Consider the following 18868-nt stretch of genomic DNA (forward strand, 5'->3'; position numbering starts at 1 on the left):
ACGTCCGGCCGGTTACCCCCGGCGTCCCAGGCCACCCCGGCGCACCGCGACTCGATCCGCCCGCCAGCTCACGAGCCGAGGAGCCTCACCCGGGCGATGGAGACCTCACTCCACCGGCATCACCCGCACCTCGGCCGCATCGAGCGCGTCCGACGACAGCGCGAACGCCAGCAACTCGCGCCCTTCCGCTTCGACCTCCGCCGTCTCGGGGACGGACAGCGGCCGGTACGGCGTCACCGCGAGCACGCCGTCCTCCAGCCGCCACCAACCGGCCACCTCGCCGTCGACGAGGAGGGCGTGCGGCACCACGCCGTTGCGGCGGTTCATGCGTTTGCGGCTGACGTCGTCGATGACGCGGGTGCGGTCGGAGTGCGAGCGCAGCAGGTTGTCGAAGTCGGGCAGGAAACGGACCGGTGCGGGGGTGTCGGCCGGTGGGCGGGGCGCGTCGGGGAGGTCGAACAGCTCGCGGCCGGCCTCGTCGCGGAAGACGAGCAGCGACGGCCGGAGGGCGTCGACCGCCGGGCGCAGCCGGGTCAGCCCGCACCACGTCTGCAGATCGGCCACCGACGCGGGGCCGAAGGCGCCGAGATAGCGCCGCACGAAGACCTCGGGCGGCACCGAATCATCCAGCGGCCGGCCGAGCCAGCGCTCCGCCGTGGTGAGCCGGGTCTGCCCCCTCTGCCCCCACACGGCCCGCGGGGGCACTTGAACCAGCGCCAGCAGGCTGCGCGCCGCATGCGCTAGATGCGACGCCTCGACGGACGGCCACGACGGCGCCAGCAGCGCACCCAGCTCGGCCATGGTGCGCGGCTCGGCATCGACCAGCGACCGCGCGGACGCCCCGACGGCGTCGAGGTCGACGTCGGCCAGGGCCTTCGCGTGCAGCGTGTTGGTGCGCAGATCGGCGTCGTAGAGCGACTGCACCCATGGTCGCAGCGCCAGCGCGTCGGGCGCCGACAGCAGGTGGATGGTGCCGCGCTGGGCCGCCAGCCGCACCACCGTGCGATCAAGCAGCAGCGTCGCCAGCTGCGACGGCACGAACCCGCGCAGCCGCGACCACAGCTGGTAGTACGGCGAGAACGGCTGCTGCGCCTGCAGACCGCCGAGGTGCTCGACGACAGGGAGCACCGGGGAATCGGCGCGGGACAGCAGGAACTGCCGGGCCAGCGTGGCGCGGTTGAGCTGGCGGCGCGTCAGGACGTCGGACATGGGCCAAGCCTCTCGCGCCCCGCCGACAGCGTCGCGCCGGGAGGCAGGGAGAATCGCCGGGTGACGACGACGCTCTACCGCAACGGCCGCATCCACAGCCCCGCTGACCCGTTCGCGACCGCGATGCTGGTGGTGGACGACACCGTCGCCTGGGTGGGCGCCGAGGGCGCGGCACAGACGCACGTCGACGCGGCCGACGAGGTCGTCGATCTGCAGGATGCGCTGGTCGCGCCCGCGTTCGTCGACGCTCACGTGCACCTGACGGAGACCGGGCTGGCCCGCGACGGCCTCGATCTCGCCGGTGTCGCCGGCCGGACGGCCCTGCTCGACCTCGTCGCCGAGCGGGTGAAGACCCGGCCGGGCGAGGTCGTTCTCGGCTTCGGGTGGGAGGAGGACGGCTGGAGCGACGGCGGCGCGCCCACGCCGGACGAGCTGGACCGCGCGAGCGCGAACACTCCCGTCTACCTGGCCCGGCGCGACGTCCACACGGCCGCCGTCTCCGGCACGCTGCTCGCCGCCGACCGCTCCATCGCCCGCGCCGACGGCTACGACGACGGCCTGGTGCGCCGCGACGCCCACCATCGTGCCCGCCAGGCCGCCCGGACCGCCGTCCCCGCGAGCCGCCTGGCCGGGCTGCGCACGGAGGCGCTGCGCCACGCGGCGACCCTGGGCATCGGCGCCGTGCACGAGATCGGCGCGCCGCACATCGGCGACCCCGCCGACTTCACCGCGGTCCTCGCGCTCGGCGCCGATCCGGAGCTGCCGGACGTCATCGGGTACTGGGGCGCGACGGCCGTCGGCGAGGCGCAGGCGCTCGGCGCGGCCGGGGCGGCCGGCGATCTCAACATCGACGGCTCGATCGGATCGCGCAGCGCCCGGCTGTCCGCCCCCTACGCCGACGCCCCGGGCGAGCGCGGCCGGCTCTACCTCGACCCTGACACCGCCGCCGACCACGTCGTCGCCTGTACGCGGGCCGGCATCCAGGCCGGTTTCCACTGCATCGGCGACGAAGCGGTACGGACCGCCGTCCAGGCCATCGCGGCCGCCGCCGAGGTCTGCGGACTGGCCGCCGTCGTCGGGTCACGGCACCGGCTGGAGCACGTCGAGATGATCGACGACCTGCTGATCGCCGAGATGGCCCGCCTCGGCGTCGCCGCGAGCATGCAGCCGGCGTTCGACGCGCTGTGGGGCGGCCCCGACGGCCTGTACGTCGAGCGGCTCGGCCCTTCGCGCGGCGTCGCGTTGAACCCGTTCGCCGCGATGGCCCGGGCCGGGGTGCTGCTGGCCTTCGGGTCCGACTCGCCGGTGACGCCGCTGGCCGGCTGGGAGACGGTGCGCGCGGCGTCGCAGCACCGGACGCCGTCGCAGCGCATCAGCGCGCGGGCGGCGTTCTCGGCGGCGACGCGGGGCGGCTGGCGCGCCGCACGGGTCGAGGACGCCGGCGTCCTGGCGCCCGGGATGCTCGCCTCGTTCGCCGTCTGGGAGGTCCCGTACGAGCTGGTCGTCCAGGCGCCCGACTCGCGGGTGGCCGCGTGGTCGACCGACCCGCGGGCGGGTGTGCCGGGTCTGCCCGACCTGTCGCCCGGGGGCGAGCTGCCCCGTTGTCTGCAGACGGTGGTGCGCGGCCGGACGGTCTACTCCGCCGCCTGATCGGTGCGCTGGAAAGCGGTTGCCTGGCCTCCTGCGCCAGGCGTTCTCACGCTTCACCAGGCATCCATGGGTGGTAGAGCGGGAGGACCCCCACTCCACGTGATCATTTCCGGGCCGGCGGGGTGAGTTAAGCGATCGATTAGGTCACCGTTGACATCCCCGCGCGCCGGGCGTGTGCTGATCTCAGCAGCACGGGGACAAGGGGGTCCGGCATGCAGGTACCCGCGCCGTTCGAGTACGAGCGAGCCACCAGCGTCGACCACGCGATCGGCCTGCTGGAACGCCTGGGAGGCAGCGCCCGGCTGGTGGCGGGCGGTCACAGCCTGCTGCCGATGATGAAGCTCCGCCTCGCCAACTTCGAATACCTCATCGACATCAACGACCTGCGCGACGAACTGGGCTACCTCGACGTCAGGACCGACGAGATCCGCATCGGGGCGCTGACGCGGCACCGCGAGCTGCTCGAGTCCGACGAGCTGGCGGCGGCGTTCCCGATCTTCCGCGACGCGGAGAAGGTGATCGCCGACCCGGTCGTACGGAACTGGGGCACGCTCGGCGGATCGTTGTGCCAGGCCGACCCGTCCGAGGACCTGTCGGCGGTCTGCACGACGCTCGACGGGCGCTGCGTCATCCGCGGCCAGTCAGGGGAGCGGGTCGTGCCGATGACGGAGTTCCACCGCGGACCGTACGAGACCGCCGTCGGCGACGACGAGATCCTCATCGAGATCCGGTTCCCGGTGCGCCCGCGCGGCGGCAGCGCGTTCGAGAAGGTCGAGCGGCGGGCCGGCGACTGGGCGGTCGTCTCCGCCGGCGCCGCGGTCTGGCTCCTCGACGACGGGCGCATCGCCGACGCGCGGGTCGGGCTGGCCGCCGTCGGCCCGAACACGACCGCGCTGCCGGAGATCTCCGCGGCCCTCACAGGCCGCGAGCCGTCTGAGGAGCTGTACGACGAGGCCGGCCGTCTCGCCGCCCAGGGCTGCCGCCCGGAGTCCGACATGCGCGGCAGCGAGGAGTACAAGCGGCACCTCGCCGGCGAGCTGACGAAACGGGCGCTGCGCCGGTCGGTCGAGCGCGCGCGGGAGAGGGGCTGACATGCAGGTCTCGATGACGGTGAACGGCGAGGAGGTCACCCGCGAGATCGAGGGGCGGCTGCTGCTGGTGCACTTCCTGCGCGACGTGCTCGGGCTGACGGGGACGCACTGGGGCTGCGACACGAGCAACTGCGGCACCTGCGTCGTCTGGCTGGACGGGCGGCCGGTGAAGTCGTGCACGGTGCTCGCGGCGATGGCCGGAGGCCACGAGGTCCGCACGGTCGAAGGGCTCGCGCAGAACGGCGAGCTCGACCCCGTCCAGCGCGGCTTCATGGAGTGCCACGGGCTGCAGTGCGGCTTCTGCACGCCCGGCATGATGATGACGGCGCGCGCCCTGCTGAACGAGAATCCCGACCCGTCGCCGGACGAGATCCGCGAGGCGATCAGCGGGCAGATCTGCCGGTGCACCGGCTACGCCACCATCGTGCGCTCCGTCCGCTGGGCGGCCGCCTACGAGGCGGACCAGCGCGCCGACGCGGACCAGCCGGCCGAACCCGCCGCGACGACCGGAGGTGCGCCATGACCACCGTCGGCGACCGCAAGCCCGCCGGCTTCGAGGACAACGACCAGCATCCGGTCGGTCACGGCCGCATGCTGCGCAAGGAGGACCCGCGCTTCGTCCGCGGCCGGGGCAACTACGTCGACGACGTGCAGCTGCCGGGCATGCTGCACCTGGCGATCCTGCGGGCGCCGGTCGCGCACGCGCGGCTGGTCAGCATCGACACGACGGCCGCCGAGGCGCACCCGAAGGTGAAGGCCGTCGTCACCGGCGCCACGCTCGAGACGCTGAACCTGGCGTGGATGCCGACGCTGTCCAACGACGTCCAGGCCGTCCTGGTGACGGACAAGGTCCGGTTCCAGGGCCAGGAGGTCGCGTTCGTCGTCGCCGAGGACCGCTACGCCGCCCGCGACGCGCTGGAGCTGATCGACGTCGAGTACGACGTCCTCGACCCGGTGATCGACGTCCGGCGTGCCCTCGAGGACGCAGCGCCGGTCATCCGCGACGACCTGGAGGGCAAGACCGACAACCACTGCTTCGACTGGGAGACCGGCGACGCCGCCGCCACCGAGGCCGTGTTCGCCAAGGCCGACGTCGTCGTCAGCCAGGACATCGTCTACCCGCGGGTGCACCCGGCGCCGATGGAGACGTGCGGCGCGGTCGCCGACTTCGACCCCGTCGAGGGCCGCCTGACGCTGTGGTCGACGACGCAGGCTCCGCACGCGCACCGGACGCTGTACGCCATCGTCGCCGGGCTGCCGGAGCACAAGATCCGGGTCATCTCGCCGGACATCGGCGGCGGATTCGGCAACAAGGTGCCGATCTACCCCGGCTACGTGTGCGCCGTCGTCGGCTCGATCGTCACGGGCAAGCCGGTGAAGTGGATGGAGGACCGGTCCGAGAACCTGGTGAGCACCGGGTTCGCTCGCGACTACGTCATGCGCGGCGAGATCGCGGCCACCCGCGACGGCCGGATCCTCGGCATCCGCACCCATGTGCTGGCCGACCACGGCGCGTTCAACGGCACCGCCGCCCCGGTGAAGTATCCGGCCGGGTTCTTCGGCGTCTTCACCGGCAGTTACGACCTCGAGGCCGCGTACTGCCACATGACCGCCGTCTACACGAACAAGGCGCCCGGGGGCGTCGCCTACGCCTGCTCGTTCCGTATCACCGAGGCCGTCTACCTGGTCGAGCGCATCGTCGACTGCCTCGCCGCCGAGCTGGCGATGGACCCGGTCGAGCTGCGGCTGAAGAACTTCATCAAGCCCGAGCAGTTCCCCTACACGACGAAGACCGGCTGGGTGTACGACTCCGGGAACTACGAGCCGACCATGCGCAAGGCGATGGACCTGGCCGGCTACGAGGACCTGCGCCGCGAACAGGCGGAGAAGCGGGCCCGCGGCGAGCTGATGGGCATCGGCGTCTCGTTCTTCACCGAGGCCGTCGGCGCCGGGCCGCGCAAGCACATGGACATCCTCGGCCTGGGCATGGCCGACGGCTGTGAGCTGCGGGTGCACCCGACGGGGAAGGCCGTGGTCCGGCTGTCCGTGCAGTCGCAGGGGCAGGGGCACGAGACGACGTTCGCGCAGATCGTCGGCGAGGAGCTGGGCATCCCACCCGCCGACGTCGACGTCGTCCACGGCGACACCGACAACACGCCGTTCGGCCTGGGCACCTACGGCAGCCGCTCCACGCCCGTCTCGGGCGGCGCGGCGGCGCTGGTGGCCCGCAAGGTCCGCGACAAGGCCCGCATCGTCGCGTCGGGCATGCTGGAGGTGTCCGCCGACGACCTCGTCTGGGACAAGGGCTCCTTCCACGTCGCCGGCGACCCGAGCACCGCGGTGACCATCCAGGACATCGCCATGCGGGCGCACGGCGCCGGCGACCTGCCCGAGGGGTACGAGGGCGCGCTGGAGGCGCAGATCACCTACAACCCGCCGAACCTCACCTACCCGCACGGCGCCTACATCTGCGTCGTCGACGTCGATCCGGGGACCGCGCAGGTGAAGGTGCGCCGGTTCGTCGCCGTCGACGACTGCGGCACCCGGATCAACCCGATGATCATCGAGGGGCAGATCCACGGCGGGCTCACCGACGGAGTCGGCATGGCGCTCATGGAGATCGTCGCGTTCGACGAGGACGGCAACTGCCTCGGCGGGTCGCTGATGGACTACCTGCTGCCCACCGCGATGGAGGTGCCCGACTGGGAGACCGGCTTCACCGTGACGCCGTCGCCGCACCACCCGATCGGGGCGAAGGGCGTGGGGGAGTCCGCGACGGTCGGCTCGCCGCCGGCCATCGTCAACGCCGTCGTCGACGCGCTCGCGCCGTTCGGCGTCCGGCACGCCGACATGCCACTGACACCGTCGCGGGTCTGGGACGCCATGCGCGGCCAGGCCCGCCCGCCGATCTGACGGAGCCGACGGTGACCACCGCGATCGAGGACCGGGCCGGCCAGCTGCTCGCCGGCCGAATCCCGTTCGTCCACGCGACCGTGGTCCGCGCCCAGGTCCCGGCGTCGGCGCGGGCCGGCGACGACGCGATCATCCTGGCCGACGGCACCATCGAGGGTTTCGTGGGCGGTCAGTGCACCGAGAGCTCCGTGCGGGCCGCCGCGCTGGGCGCCATACGCGACGGCGAGAGCGTGCTGCTGCGGGTCCTGCCGCAGGACGAGGGCGAGTTCCCCGAGACCCCGGGCGCACGGGTCGTCGTCAACCCGTGCCTGTCCGGAGGCGCGATGGAGATCTTCCTCCAACCGCGCCTGCCGCGGCCGCTGCTGCACGTCATCGGACACTCACCGATCGCGGCGGCGCTGTTCGAGCTGGGGGCGCCGCTGGGATTCGACGTGCAGCGGGCCGCCCCGGGCGCTGCACCGGGCCCGGTGCCGACGGCGTTGCTGATCGCCAGCCACGGCGGCGACGAGCCGGCCGCGATCAGGGCGGCGCTGGACGCCGGCGTCGGGTGGATCGGGCTGGTCGCGAGTCCGCGGCGGGGCGCGGGCGTGCTGGCGGAGCTGACGCTGACCGAGGGGGAGCGCGACCGCGTCAGCACGCCGGCCGGGCTGGACATCGGCGCACGCACGGCGGCCGAGATCGCGCTCTCGATCCTCGCCGAGCTGGTGCGCGAGGTGCGAGCCGGCCGGCTGGCCGTCCCGGCCCGGGCGCCGGCGTCGGACGCCCCGCGGGAGGCCGTCGACCCGGTCTGCGGCATGACCGTCGTCGTCGGGCCGGACACCCCGCACCTGGTCGTCGACGGCGCCGACGTGTGGTTCTGCGGGCCGGGCTGCCGCGACACGTACGCACGGACGACGGGGAGGTAGCGCTTGTTCGCCGACCCCGACGAGGTGCGGCGCCGGCTCGACCGCGTCGACTACCTGGTGGACGAGGGCACGGCCACCGCGATGTACTTCGCCGTCGAGCTCGGCCAGCCGCTGCTGCTCGAGGGCGAGCCCGGGGTCGGCAAGACGGCCGCCGCGAAGGCGCTGGCGCAGGTGCTGGACGCGCGACTGCTGCGGCTGCAGTGCTACGAGGGCCTGACCGCGGGCGAGGCGCTCTACGAGTGGAACTACCAACGCCAGCTGCTGGCGATCCGGCTGTCGGAGTCGCGTCACGAGCGGCTCACCGACGCCGACCTGTTCACCGAGGAGTTCCTGCTCGAGCGGCCGATCCTGGCCGCCGTCCGGGCCACCGGGCCGGTCCCGCCGGTGCTGCTCATCGACGAGATCGACCGCGCCGACGACGAGTTCGAGGCGCTGCTGCTGGAGTTCCTCGGTGAGGCCTCGGTGACCGTGCCGGAACTGGGTACCTACAGCGCCGTGCACCCGCCCGTCGTGGTCCTGACGTCGAACCGCAGCCGCGAACTGCACGACGCCCTGCGCCGTCGCTGCCTCTACCACTGGATCGACTTCCCGGCGCCGGAGCGGGCGGCGGAGATCCTGCGACGGACGGTGCCGGCGGCGAGCGAGCCGCTGATCGGCTCCACCAGTCAGTTCATCGGCCGCGTCCGGGCCCTGGACCTGGACAAGGCCCCCGGGATGGCCGAGACCATCGACTGGGTGGCCGCGTTGTCGTCGATCGGCGCGACCGAGCTCGTCCGGGCCGACGCCGTCCGGACGCTGTCGGCCGTCGCGAAGACCCCGGACGACCGCGAGACCATCGCCGCGGCGTTCGAGGAGCTGGCGTGAACCGGTGACAGGAGGGATCCATGCAGATCGACAACGAGTTCACCGTGGGCGTGCCCGTCGAGCGGGCCTGGGAGGTCCTCACCGACCTCGAGGGCATCGCGCCGTGCATGCCGGGTGCCCAGCTCACCGGCCGTGACGGCGACGTGTACCGGGGGAGGGTGCGGGTCAAGGTCGGCCCGGTCGTGTCCGAGTACGCCGGCACCGCCACGTTCGTCGAGAAGGACGACGCCGCCCGCCGCGCCGTCATCAGCGCGTCCGGCCGCGACTCCCGCGGCGCCGGGAACGCCTCCGCGCAGATCGTCGCCCAGCTCCGGCCCGACGGCGAGCGGACGGTCGTGACCGTCGACACCGACCTGCGGATCTCCGGGAAGATCGCGCAGCTCGGTCGCGGCATGATCAAGGAGGTGTCGACGAAGCTGCTCGGCCAGTTCGTCGACTGCCTGGAGGGCAAGCTGGGCGCCGCCGCGGCGACCCCGGCCGCCTCGGCCGCCTCGGCGGCCGAGCCCGTCCCCGAGCCGGCGGCCGCTCCGGCGGAGCCGGCGCCCGGCGCGGCGGCCGCGGAACCCGTCGCCGAGCCCGCGGCGGAGCCCGTCTCCGAGCCTGTCGCCGAGCCCGCCGCCTCGACGCGGCCCGAGCCGGAGCCGCTGGACATCATCGGCGTCGCAGGCGGCTCCATCGTCAGGCGGATCGTCCCGCTGCTGCTCGTCCTGATCGTGGTGGTCGGTGCGGTGATCTACCTGGCCACCCGCTGAGCCGGCCATGACCCTGTTGCGCGGCGCCGACCGGGCGGCGTTCGCGACGGCGTTCGGCATCCGGCTGCGCGAGCATGGCGTCGCCGCCGGGCAGACCGCCGTCGAGGACTTCGTGCGGGCGCTGGCCGCCTGCCCGCCCGACTCGCGGTCGCGGCTGTACTGGACCGCTCGCACGACGCTGGTGCGCCGCCACGGCGAACTGGCGGCGTTCGACGCCGTGTTCCGGGCGGTCTTCGAGCACGCCGCACTGGACCTGGGGGAGCGCGGCCAGGACGGCGGCCTGCCTCCCGCGCGCGGCGACGAGCAACGGCCGGCCGACGGCGCGACGCGGGGACGGGCCGACGGCGGTGGCCTGCCGTGGGTGACGCCGCCGCGGGTGACGGCGCCCGCGGAGGAGCCCGGCCCCGTCGCGGTCCCGCAGCGGCTGCCCAGCGGTCTGGCCGGGCTGCCCGACGCTCCGTTCGACCAGCTCGACGCCCGTCAGCTCGCGCTGCTGGGGCAATGGCTGCGCGCCGTCCTGCCGGACTGGCCGACGCGGCGCGGGCGACGGCTCGTGGCCGACCACGCCGGGCACCGTGTCGTCGTCCGCCCGACGATCGCCCGGGCCCGGCGGACCGGCTGGGAGGCCGTCACGCTGGTGCGGGCGCGGCCGGCCCGGCGGCCCCGCCGGATCGTGCTGCTCTGCGACGTCAGCGGGTCGATGCGCGCCCAGGCGACGGCGTACCTGCACCTCATGCGGGTCGTCGCGGCCGGCGCGCCCGGAGCCGGCGCGGAGACGTTCGCGTTCGCGACCACACTGACCCGGCTGACGACGGTACTAGCGCAGCGGTCCCCGGAGGAGGCGGTCGCCCGGGCGACCGAGCAGGTCACCGACCGGTTCGGCGGCACCCGCATCGCGGCCAGCCTGCGGGCGCTCCTGGCGTCGCACCATGCCGACAGCACCCGCGGCGCCGTCGTCGTCATCGCCTCCGACGGCTGGGACAGCGACCCGCCCGCCGAGCTGGCCGCCGTGCTGGCCCGGCTGCGGCGGCGTGCCCACAGGGTCGTCTGGCTGAACCCGCGGGCCGGCGCGCCGGACTACGCCCCCGCGGTGGCAAGCATGGCCGCTGCACTCCCGTACTGCGACGACTTCCTGCCGGCCGGGACGTTCCGGTCGCTGGCCGACGCGATCGCCGTCATCGGGCGGCACCGCTGAGGCCGGCGGGGCCGCCCACCGGCCTGGCTGTCCCGTCCGGCCCGGCCGCGCGTCGTCAGCTCCAGAGGGTCACGTGGATGGACGGGCGGAACCGGCCGACGTGGACGCCGGCGCCCTTGAGCATCGCCTGGGTGGCCCGTGGCGTCGTGACGAACCGGACCAGTTCGGCCGCGGGCGTCGCCGGGCCGCTGTCGGCCAGCGTGAGGGTGGCCCAGACGCCGTCGCCGTGCAGAGACGGGCCGGAGAGGCGCACCAGGCGTCCGCTGCCGACGTCGCGGGCGACGGCGTACGAGACCGCCAGCGCGACGCCGTGGCCGCGCTGTGCCTCCTCCAGCGCCGCCGCGTGGCTCTGGAAGATCCGCTGCCGCTCCTCGGCCACCCCGAGCCGCCGCAGCAGCACCGGGACGGTGCCGGTGTCGGCCGCCGCCGACGGGCCGAGCAGCCAGACCTGCTCGCGCAGTTGCGCGGCGCCGGGTGAGGGCACCGACGCCAGGGGGTGCGTCGGCCCGACGACCACGATCAACTGGTACTGCAGGAAGCGGGTGCAGCGCAGGGAGTCGTCGACGGTGCTCGGCTGCGGCCCGATCGCGACGTCGGCGGCGCGGGTGCGCAGCAGCGAGCCGAAGGTACGCGGGTTGTGCACGCTGAGCTCGACGTTGAGGTCGTCGGCCCGGCCGGCGAACAAGTCGATCAGGCCGGGCGCGGCGTACTCGGCGAACAGGCTGGACGCGGCGATGCGCAGCAGCCGACGACCGTCGCCGGCCTGGCTGACCTCGAGGATCGTGCGGTTCTGCAGGCCCACCAGCTCCGCCGCCCGGCTGGCCAGCCGCAGCCCGCCGGGGGAGAACGCGAGGCCGGCCGCGGTGCGGTTGAACAGCTGATCGCCCAGCTCACGGCGCAGTTTGCCGATGTGCAGCGACACGGCCGCCTCGGTGATGGACAGCTCGCTGGCCGCCTGCTTGACCGAGCCCAGCCGGACGACCGCGAGGTAGGCCCGCAGCTGCGTCGGCGTCACCCGTCGAGCCTATCGTCCGGACCGTCCCTCCCGGCGATTGATGATCATGGGTGTGGTATGTCCGGCTCGAAGATCGCGACACGCCGCGCGGAAGCAATGTTTCTCGATCGACTTCTCTGGATCCAGTCGTTCGTGACCAGCGGCGCAGGGACGTTCTCGCAGGTCGACCGGCGGCTTGACACCCTGCCGATGCATCCAGCAAAGTCACGAGAGTCCACCAGCGGACGAAACCGTTCGGGCCGGCAGTCCGGACGGGCGTTGCGAGAAGGGTCGAGGGGCGGTTCCTGTGCCAACAGGGGCCGGGCATCCTTCGTGAGCCAGGCCCTCGCTCGCATGACCCGTCTGTACGTCGCCCGCAACGGCACGGGGTGAGACGAGGTCGGGCCCGGCCCGCCCAGTAGACAACGGTCCGCGAGCCGCATCCAGCGGCGTCCGCGGCCCGGTCCGAAGGGCGGAGCCGGGCTGCGTCCTTCGTCACGGACGCTGGCTGTTCTCCAGGTTGTGCGGGGCTGTGGCCGCCTGCGATCTTCACGGCCGTCGGCCGGGTCGGCACGACCCCGGGCACTCTGCACCGCGGACGCACGTTGTACCGTCACGCGATCGGCAGCACACTTGACGGGGCCGGTCGCGCACCGCGCACGGCCCCACCGCCAGCCGCTGGACGTCGGACGGAGCAGGACAACGTGACTCACCTGTGGCGACACGCAGGAGCCGCGCTCCTCGGTGTGTCCCTGATCGCCGCGTTCCCGCCGTACGACCTCTGGTTCGTGGCGATCCTCGTCCCGGGTGCGTTCGCGCTGCTGGTGCGCGACCAGCCGCTCAAGCGTGTCGCCCTGATGGGTTACCTGTTCGGCGCGGGGTTCTTCCTGCCGCTGCTCGACTGGACGGGCATGGAGGTCGGGCCGATCCCGTGGCTCATCCTGGCCCTGTTCGAGGCGCTGTTCTTCATCCCGCTGGCGCTCGGCCTGACGCTCGTGCAGCGGCTGCCGGCGTGGCCGCTGTGGACCGCCGCGGTCTGGGTCGCCGACGAAGCCATCCGCGGGCGCCTCCCGTACGGCGGTTTCACCTGGGGCAAGCTGGCGTTCTCGCAGGCCGACAGCCCCATGCTGGGGCTCGTCTCGTGGGGCGGCACGCCCGGGCTGTCGTTCGCGGTCGCGCTCACGGGCGGGCTGCTCGCGTGGGTCGTCGTCGAGCGACGGCTCTGGCTGCGGGCCACCGCCGCCGCGGGCGCCGTCGCCATCGTCGTCGCGCCGCTGCTCATCCAGCCGTTGGAGCCCGACGGCGACACCGTCACCGTCGCGATCGTCCAGGGCAACGTGCCGGCCGAGGGCCTGGCCTACAACGACGAGAAGCGCGCCATCACCCGCAACCACGTCGAGGCGACCGAACGGCTGGCCACCGACATCGACGAGGGCCGCGTCGAGCGGCCCGACGTCGTGCTGTGGCCCGAGAACTCCTCCGACATCAGCCCGTTCCACGACGCCGACACCTACCGGGCCATCGACGGCGCCGTGCAGGCCATCGGCGTGCCGACGCTGATCAGCGCGATCGTCCCGACCGACGACGGCCGCAACGTCCGCAACACCTCGATCCTGTGGGACCCCGCCACCGGGCCGGGCGACACCTACGTCAAGCGGCACCCGATGCCGTTCGGCGAGTACATCCCCATGCGGTCCATCGCCGAGCGCATCACCGACGCCGTCAACCAGCAGCCACGCGACCACCTGCCCGGCGACCGCGTCGGCATCTTCCACGTCGGCGACACCACCATCGGCGACGTCATCTGCTTCGAGGTCGCGTTCGACGGCATCGTGCGCGACGCCGTCATCGACGGCGGCCAGTTCCTCGCCGTGCAGACCAACAACGCCACGTTCGGGCGCACGGAGATGACGGAGCAGCAGCTGGCGCAGTCGCGGGTGCGGGCGTTCGAGCACGGCCGCACGGTCCTGGTGTCCGCGCTGGCGGGCGTCAGCGCCGTCGTCGCGCCCGACGGGACGGTCCACGACCGCGCCGAGCTGTTCACCCAGGACGTCATCGTCACCGAGGTCCCGCTGGCCGACGGCCTCACGCTGGCCACGCGCATCGGTGCCTGGCCCGAGTGGGTCATCACCGCGCTCGGCCTCGGTGCCGTCGCCGTCGTGGTCGTCAACGCCCGCCGCGCGCGGCGCGACAGCGCCTCGGTCGCCGACGAGCCGCGGCCGCCCGTCGAGGCAGGTGTGCCGTGACCTCCGTCCTGGTGGTCGTCCCGACCTACAACGAGGCCCTGACCATCGGCAAGGCGGTCGACCGCACGCGGACGTCCGTGCCCGGCGCGCACATCCTCATCGTCGACGACGACTCGCCCGACGGCACCGGTGCCATCGCCGACGAGCTGGCCGAGCTCGACGACCACGTGCACGTCCTGCACCGCGGCGGCAAGCAGGGCCTCGGCGCGGCGTACGTCGCCGGCTTCGGCTGGGGGCTGGCGCGCGACTACGACATCCTCGTCGAGATGGACGCCGACGGCTCACACCAGCCGGAGGAGCTGCCGCGGCTGCTGCACGCCGCCGAGAACGCCGACCTCGTCCTGGGGTCGCGCTACGTTCCCGGCGGGCGCACGGTGAACTGGCCGTACAAACGGCAGGCCATCTCGCGCATCGGCAACACGTACACCCGCATCGCGCTGGGGACGGCGCTGCGCGACGCGACCGGCGGGTTCCGGGCGTTCCAGGCGTCCGCTCTGCGCGAACTGGACATCGAAAGCGTGGCGTCGCAAGGTTATTGCTTCCAGGTCGACATGGCGTGGCGGGCGGTCCGGGGCGGGTTCCGGGTCATCGAAGTCCCCATCACGTTCGTCGAGCGGGAGCAAGGAGAGTCGAAAATGGACGGCAAGGTCGTGCGCGAAGCATTGTGGCGGGTCACCCAGTGGGGCGCGGTCCACCGCGCCCGGCAGCTGCGGGCCCTGGTCGGAGGGAGCCGGCGGTGAGACGATTCGGCCCATTAGCCCTTGGCGTGGTCGAGCTGATCGCGCTGGTCATGGTGGCCGACTGGGTCGGATTCGGCTGGGCGCTGCTCCTGCTGCTCGGCACCAGCGTCCTCGGCGTCGCGTTGCTGCGCATCGAGGGCCTGCGCGCCTGGCAGGAACTGCGCGCGGCGGCTGCCGACGGCCGGTTCCCCCAGGACGAGCCCGAGTCCGTCGAGGCGTCCTCGGCGCGCATGGCCGACACCGGCGCGCGCATCCTGTCCGGCGTTCTGCTGACGTTCCCCGGCTTCGTCACCGACTTCATCGGCCTGGTGCTGCTGATCCCGCCCATCCGCCGCGGCGTGGGTCGCCGGCTGGCGGCGTCGGCGTTCCGGACGTTCCCCGGGCGGCGCGGTGCGGGCATGGGCGGGCTGGGCGGCCGGCCAGGTCCGGGCGGGGCGGACGGACCTGGGGTTCAGCACGGCGTCGTCATCGAGGGCGAGGTCGTCGACACCGACCCGCCGCGCGACCAGCGCTGAGTTCTACCGGGGATCTGCGACTGTTGGCCTTTCCTCCGCTACCCATTGTCCTAGCCGCGCATGCGGCCTGAGAACTGGCTATCCGGGGGCCTTGCCTAGGAGTGTGTTCGCTCTGCGAGGCATGCATGCCTGGTGGAGGGGGAGAACGCCTGGTGAGGTAGGCGATCCTTGATGATCATGGCTCGTTCGCGGCAAGAGAATGGGGCAGCAGCGGACGGCGAACCGTCGCAACTCCGGGTGCGGTTCCGCACGCAGAACCGCACCCGGCCCCCGGAACCAACGGGGGACGGGCGCGGGCTCAGTGTGTCGGGGTGGATGTGGCTCAGGCGGTCTTCTTACGGCGCGTGCCGCGGTCGGCCAGGTGGGCGGCGCCGGGGATGAGGCCGGAGCGGAGCAGCTCGAGCCGCTCGTCCAGCAGGGCTTCGAGGTCTTCGAGGGAGCGGCGCTCGAGGAGCATGTCCCAGTGGGTACGGGCCGGCTTGCCCGGGGCCTCTTCGGGACGATCGGCGGCGACCCGCAGCGACTCGGAGCCGCAGCGCGGGCAGTCCCACAGCGCGGGCACCTCGGCCTCGGTCGAGAACGTCATCTCGAAGCGGTGGCCGGCGGTGCAGCTGTAGGCGACCGTCTGGCGCTCGGCGAACTCGACGCCGCGCTCGTCCTCGTAGCTCGTCGCGCCGAGGCGGGAGCCGCGCAGGGTGGAACGCTCGGACATGTGTGAAACCCTTCCGGGGCGGTGGCCCCTGGGACGAGACGTCGGTCCTTTACCCGCCGTCGTGGTCACGTCGTGGCGATCACAACGACATGGTGACAACGGACGACCGCAGAGTAATGTTCCGCGTTCCCTGTGATAATGCAATCTGAGCGACGTGACGTTCCTCACCGGTAACCTGCGACCGACCGCGGTACCTGGTTGCCCGCCGCTACGATTCCGGCCCGTAGATCCACCTTCGACAGCAGCGCCAGCCCGGCGATGAAGAACGTCACCAGCACCAGCACCGACCACCGGTAGCTGTCTGTCAACTGGAACGCCAGACCGAACGCCAGGGTTCCGAACCAGCTCGTGCCGCGCTCGGCCGCCTGGTAGAGGCTGAAGTACTCCGCCTCCTTGCCCTTGGGGACGAGCAGGCTGAACAGCGACCGCGACAGCGCCTGGCTGCCGCCCAGCACGAACCCGATGGCCACGGCCAGGATCAGGAACGGCACCACCTGCTCCACCGGCAGGAAGAACGCCCCGCCGACGACCACCGTCCACAGCACGAGGCTCGACATGACGACGTTCTTCGCGCCGTAGCGGTCGGCCAGGCGGCCCAGCGCCAGCGCGCCGCCGAACGCGACGAACTGGACGATGAGGATCGCGACGATGAGGATGTCCTCGCCGAGCCCGAGCTCCCGGTTGCCGTAGATCGACGACGCGGCGATGACCGTCTGGACGCCGTCGTTGTAGAGCATGTACGCGACGAGGAACAGCAGCGTCTGCGGATAGCCGCGGGCGTGCCGCAGCGTCTCGCGGAGCTGGCCGAACGCCTGCCGCGTCGCACTGCCGCCGACCCGCACGACCCCGGTGGGTGGCCGGTCGCGGATGCCGCGGTACGGGATGATCGTCCACAGTGCCCACCACACGCCGGCCGACAGCAGGCTGATGCGGACGGTGTCCGACCGGCTCAGCCCGAACGGTTCCAGCGTCACCAGCGCCAGGTTCAGTGCCAGTAGCAGGCCGCCGCCGAGATAGCCGAACGCCCAGCCGCGCGACGACACGCGGTCACGGTCGTCCTCGTGGGCGATCTGCACGAGGATCGCGTCGTACACCACCATCGAGGAACCGAGGCAGATTGAGGCGATGACCAGCAGGAACGCGCCCAGCTGCCAGTTCGCCCCAGCGACGAAGACCATCGCCGCGGCCGCCGCGGACCCCGTCCACGCGAACCCCGCCATGAGGTGCCGCTTCTTCGCCGTGCGGTCGGCGATGGCACCGACGACCGGCAGCAGCAACGCGGAGAGGATCGTCGCGAACGTCACGGTGTACGCGGCGACCGACCCGGCGGCGATCGGGATGCCCAGCACGGACAGGTCGCCGCGGCAGGGATCGGCGGTGGTCCCGGCCTCACCGCACGCGGCCGTCTCTGCGACCGCCGTCAGGTACGGACCGAACAACACGGTGGCCGTCGTGGTGACGAAGGCCGAGTTCGCCCAGTCGTAGAAGTACCATGCTCGGTGCTCCCTGGCCCGCTCGACGGGGTCGGCCAGCGGGCCGGACGGGGCGAGGACGTCGGTCACGCGCGGACGGTATCGGGTGCGGGGCGGTCCTGGCCAGACGACACGATGTCGTGGCCGTGAACGAGTGATGAGGAGACGACGACGTGACGGTGCGGGAGATCCGGCTCTACGGCGACCCGGTGTTGCGGACGGTGGCGGACCCGGTGACGGAGTTCGGCGAGGCGAGCCGGGCGCTGGCCCAGGACCTGCTGGACACGCTGGACCTGCCCGGCCGGGCGGGTGTGGCGGCCCCGCAGATCGGGGTGCCTTTGCGGGCGTTCTCGTACGACCTCGAGGGCCAGCGCGGCGTCGTGTTCAACCCCGTCCTCGTGGCGACCGAAGGGGAGCAGGGCGGCGAGGAGGGGTGCCTGTCGGTGCCGAACCTCTGGTTCCCGACGACGCGCGCCGCCTGGGCCGCCGTCGAGGGCGTCGGCGCCGACGGCGAGCCGCTGCGCGTCGAGGGCGACGGCGAGCTGGCCCGCTGCCTGCAGCACGAGACCGACCACCTCGACGGCATCGTCTACATCCACCGCCTCGAGCCGTCGACCCGGCGCGGCGCGATGCGCGAGATCCGCCGCAGCGCCTGGTTCAGTGCCTGAGCCCGCGGGCCGGCGGCCGGTGAAGGTCGGCCTGCTGCTGCCCCACCTGGAAGGCTCCTACCTCGGCGGGACGGCCCGCTGGGCCGACCTCGCCGCCATGGCGACGGCGGCCGAGGACGCCGGGTTCGACTCGCTGTGGGCCGCCGACCACCTGCTGTACCGGTTCCCGGACACGCCCGAGTTCGGCGTCACGGAGTGCTGGTCGCTCATGGCGGCGCTGGCGGCCGTGACCAGCCGGGTCGAGCTCGGCACGCTCGTCACCGTCACCCCGTGGCGCAACCCGGCCCAGTTCGCCAAGACGGTCGACGCCGTCGAGGAGATCAGCGGCGGGCGGGTCGTCCTCGGGCTCGGAGCGGGCTCGCACGAGGCCGAGTTCCCGGCGTTCGGCTACGACAGCTGGGACCACCGGGTGAGCCGGTTCGAGGAGGAGATCGGCATCATCCACACCCTCCTGCGCACCGGCCGCATCGACCACCAGGGACGGTTCCACACGATCCGCGACTGCGAACTGCGCCCGCGCGGGCCGCGCCCGGACGGTCCGCCGATCATGGTGGGCGCGCTGCGGCCGCGGATGCTGCGGATCCTCGCGACCTACGCCGACGAGTGGAACATCCCGTGGCACCAGCGCGTCGAGGACCTCGTCGAGGTGCTGCCGCGCGGCGAGGACGCCTGCCGGGCGGCCGGGCGCGACCCCGCGACGCTGCGGCGCTCGGCCGCGCTGCAGGTCGACCTGCCGGACGCTGCCTCGCACCCGGGGAACGACCTGCTGCGTGCGGGCCGGGGCCGCGCCATCACCGGCGATCCGGCCGAGGTCGCCGAGACCCTCCGCGGTTACGCCGCCGCGGGTGTGGGGCACATCCAGGTCTGGCTGGACCCGAACAGCGTCGCCGGCATCGAGTGGTTCGCCGACGTGCTCGCCGACCTCGACCGCGGCTGACGGCT

At 73.1% G+C, this 18868-nt stretch carries 17 protein-coding genes; 13 read left to right on the top strand and 4 right to left on the bottom strand.

What is annotated here, in order from left to right; translation table 11 throughout:
- Positions 1 to 105: 105 nt before the first annotated feature.
- Entirely contained in the window at positions 106 to 1209 is a 1104-nt protein-coding gene (locus DZA62_RS09955; protein WP_116948737.1) for a winged helix DNA-binding domain-containing protein, read from the bottom strand.
- A gap of 60 nt (positions 1210 to 1269) precedes the next feature.
- Here DZA62_RS09955 and DZA62_RS09960 point away from each other — a divergent pair, with 60 nt between their 5' ends.
- From DZA62_RS09960 to DZA62_RS09995, 8 genes are all read left to right on the top strand, one after another.
- Positions 1270 to 2859 (top strand): amidohydrolase, encoded by a 1590-nt coding sequence (locus tag DZA62_RS09960; protein ID WP_232827336.1) that lies wholly within the window; start codon positions 1270 to 1272, stop codon positions 2857 to 2859.
- 212 nt (positions 2860 to 3071) lie between these two features.
- Positions 3072 to 3950, top strand: a complete 879-nt coding sequence (locus DZA62_RS09965; RefSeq protein ID WP_116948738.1) for an FAD binding domain-containing protein — start codon at positions 3072 to 3074, stop codon at positions 3948 to 3950.
- A 1-nt stretch (position 3951) separates the two neighbouring features.
- Positions 3952 to 4473 (top strand): (2Fe-2S)-binding protein, encoded by a 522-nt coding sequence (locus DZA62_RS09970; protein WP_116948739.1) that lies wholly within the window; start codon positions 3952 to 3954, stop codon positions 4471 to 4473.
- The gene (locus tag DZA62_RS09975) at positions 4470 to 6863 is read left to right on the top strand and encodes an aerobic carbon-monoxide dehydrogenase large subunit (RefSeq protein WP_116948740.1); all 2394 of its coding nucleotides are present in this window, start codon (positions 4470 to 4472) and stop codon (positions 6861 to 6863) included. The genes DZA62_RS09970 and DZA62_RS09975 overlap by 4 nt, the downstream gene beginning before the upstream one ends.
- Before the next feature lie 11 nt (positions 6864 to 6874).
- Positions 6875 to 7768, top strand: a complete 894-nt coding sequence (locus DZA62_RS09980; protein WP_198663603.1) for an XdhC family protein — start codon at positions 6875 to 6877, stop codon at positions 7766 to 7768.
- Between the two features lie 3 nt (positions 7769 to 7771).
- On the top strand, positions 7772 to 8632 hold the full coding sequence (locus DZA62_RS09985) for an AAA family ATPase (RefSeq protein WP_232827338.1): 861 nt from the start codon (positions 7772 to 7774) through the stop codon (positions 8630 to 8632).
- A 20-nt stretch (positions 8633 to 8652) separates the two neighbouring features.
- Positions 8653 to 9384, top strand: a complete 732-nt coding sequence (locus DZA62_RS09990; protein WP_116948741.1) for an SRPBCC family protein — start codon at positions 8653 to 8655, stop codon at positions 9382 to 9384.
- Positions 9385 to 9391: 7 nt separating this feature from the next.
- Positions 9392 to 10579, top strand: a complete 1188-nt coding sequence (locus DZA62_RS09995) for a vWA domain-containing protein (RefSeq protein ID WP_116948742.1) — start codon at positions 9392 to 9394, stop codon at positions 10577 to 10579.
- A 55-nt stretch (positions 10580 to 10634) separates the two neighbouring features.
- Here the strand turns inward: DZA62_RS09995 and DZA62_RS10000 are convergent, their stop codons facing one another.
- Positions 10635 to 11594, bottom strand: a complete 960-nt coding sequence (locus DZA62_RS10000; protein ID WP_116948743.1) for a LysR family transcriptional regulator — start codon at positions 11592 to 11594, stop codon at positions 10635 to 10637.
- 725 nt (positions 11595 to 12319) lie between these two features.
- On the opposite strand from DZA62_RS10000, the gene lnt reads away from it, so the two are divergent.
- From lnt to DZA62_RS10015, 3 genes are read left to right on the top strand one after another with little or no spacing between them, the layout of a single operon-like run.
- Positions 12320 to 13819 (top strand): apolipoprotein N-acyltransferase, encoded by a 1500-nt coding sequence (gene lnt / locus DZA62_RS10005; RefSeq protein WP_198663604.1) that lies wholly within the window; start codon positions 12320 to 12322, stop codon positions 13817 to 13819.
- A complete protein-coding gene (locus DZA62_RS10010; protein ID WP_198663605.1) occupies positions 13816 to 14559 on the top strand; it encodes a polyprenol monophosphomannose synthase in 744 nt (247 codons plus the stop codon). The genes lnt and DZA62_RS10010 overlap by 4 nt, the downstream gene beginning before the upstream one ends.
- A gap of 26 nt (positions 14560 to 14585) precedes the next feature.
- Positions 14586 to 15074, top strand: a complete 489-nt coding sequence (locus DZA62_RS10015) for an FxsA family protein (RefSeq protein ID WP_116948744.1) — start codon at positions 14586 to 14588, stop codon at positions 15072 to 15074.
- Positions 15075 to 15396: 322 nt separating this feature from the next.
- Here the strand turns inward: DZA62_RS10015 and DZA62_RS10020 are convergent, their stop codons facing one another.
- Positions 15397 to 15786, bottom strand: coding sequence for an RNA polymerase-binding protein RbpA (locus DZA62_RS10020; protein ID WP_116948745.1), 390 nt, complete (start codon positions 15784 to 15786; stop codon positions 15397 to 15399).
- 164 nt (positions 15787 to 15950) lie between these two features.
- Positions 15951 to 17348, bottom strand: coding sequence for an MFS transporter (locus DZA62_RS10025; RefSeq protein WP_198663606.1), 1398 nt, complete (start codon positions 17346 to 17348; stop codon positions 15951 to 15953).
- An 83-nt stretch (positions 17349 to 17431) separates the two neighbouring features.
- Between DZA62_RS10025 and DZA62_RS10030 the strand changes: the two genes are divergently transcribed.
- Both DZA62_RS10030 and DZA62_RS10035 read left to right on the top strand, forming a co-directional pair.
- Positions 17432 to 17926, top strand: coding sequence for a peptide deformylase (locus tag DZA62_RS10030; RefSeq protein WP_116948746.1), 495 nt, complete (start codon positions 17432 to 17434; stop codon positions 17924 to 17926).
- Entirely contained in the window at positions 17919 to 18863 is a 945-nt protein-coding gene (locus tag DZA62_RS10035) for an LLM class flavin-dependent oxidoreductase (RefSeq protein WP_116948747.1), read from the top strand. The genes DZA62_RS10030 and DZA62_RS10035 overlap by 8 nt, the downstream gene beginning before the upstream one ends.
- Positions 18864 to 18868: the final 5 nt, after the last annotated feature.

Source organism: Jiangella endophytica, from assembly GCF_003427025.1.
Classification (GTDB): Bacteria; Actinomycetota; Actinomycetes; order Jiangellales; family Jiangellaceae; genus Jiangella; species Jiangella endophytica.

Bases quoted from the DNA above. Each gene is read 5' to 3' on its own strand.
- DZA62_RS09965 (WP_116948738.1), top strand. From the start codon at position 3,072: ATGCAGGTACCCGCGCCGTTCGAGTACGAGCGAGCCACCAGCGTCGAC.
- DZA62_RS10020 (WP_116948745.1), bottom strand. From the start codon at position 15,786: ATGTCCGAGCGTTCCACCCTGCGCGGCTCCCGCCTCGGCGCGACGAGC.
- DZA62_RS09975 (WP_116948740.1), top strand. From the start codon at position 4,470: ATGACCACCGTCGGCGACCGCAAGCCCGCCGGCTTCGAGGACAACGAC.
- DZA62_RS09990 (WP_116948741.1), top strand. From the start codon at position 8,653: ATGCAGATCGACAACGAGTTCACCGTGGGCGTGCCCGTCGAGCGGGCC.
- DZA62_RS09955 (WP_116948737.1), bottom strand. From the start codon at position 1,209: ATGTCCGACGTCCTGACGCGCCGCCAGCTCAACCGCGCCACGCTGGCC.
- DZA62_RS09970 (WP_116948739.1), top strand. From the start codon at position 3,952: ATGCAGGTCTCGATGACGGTGAACGGCGAGGAGGTCACCCGCGAGATC.
- DZA62_RS09995 (WP_116948742.1), top strand. From the start codon at position 9,392: ATGACCCTGTTGCGCGGCGCCGACCGGGCGGCGTTCGCGACGGCGTTC.